Source organism: Vibrio sp. 03_296, from assembly GCF_002265885.1.
In genome coordinates, this window is record NZ_NPKW01000844.1 from 1 (window position 1) to 632 (window position 632).

General features: G+C 46.0%; 1 pseudogene. It reads left to right on the forward strand.

Features of this window, described 5'->3' with window-relative positions:
* Window positions 1-213: 213 nt before the first annotated feature.
* Window positions 214-632, forward strand: a pseudogene (gene pilW, locus CIK04_RS28335) (type IV pilus biogenesis/stability protein PilW); the annotation flags it as partial.

Here is a 632-nt window from a genome sequence, read left to right on the forward strand (position 1 = left end):
CCTCGATCATTTCAGCGAAGACGCGTCACCAAAGACGAATAGYGCCACACGATACAAACCTTTTTTACAACAGGTCGCCTTTGAGGCGGCCTGTTGTCGTTTATGCCCATTAATCGTTTATGCAAAGTGACTCGCATTGTCGATGTCGATTGATAGGCAATAGACCCCAAGGATTTATCATCTCTTCAGGCCACATTAAAAAGAACGAAAACGATGAAAAAACAAACTCTTCTTTTGACCGCAATTGGTAGCACTTACCCTTTTGACCGGGTGTGTCACAMGTCACTGAAGGCCAAGCACAAAAAGATCCGGACCCAATTGGCATGGACAGAATCTCGCATTGCCTTGGGCTTGGCTATCTCGAAATGGCGCGATGATCAAAGCCCATGACAACTTACAACAAGCTCTGACACACGCTCCTGATTATTACCGAGCGCAGCTTTCCATGGCCCACTACTACGAGCGCGTCGGTGAAAACGGCAAAGCGGAAGATATTTATCAAAAATCGGCTCGTCAGAACCCCAAAAACGGCAACGTATTGAACAACTACGGCACGTTTTTATGCAAAAAGGGCGAGTATGACAAAGCAGATCGTTTGTTTAATCGTGCTATTGAGCAGCCATACTACTACT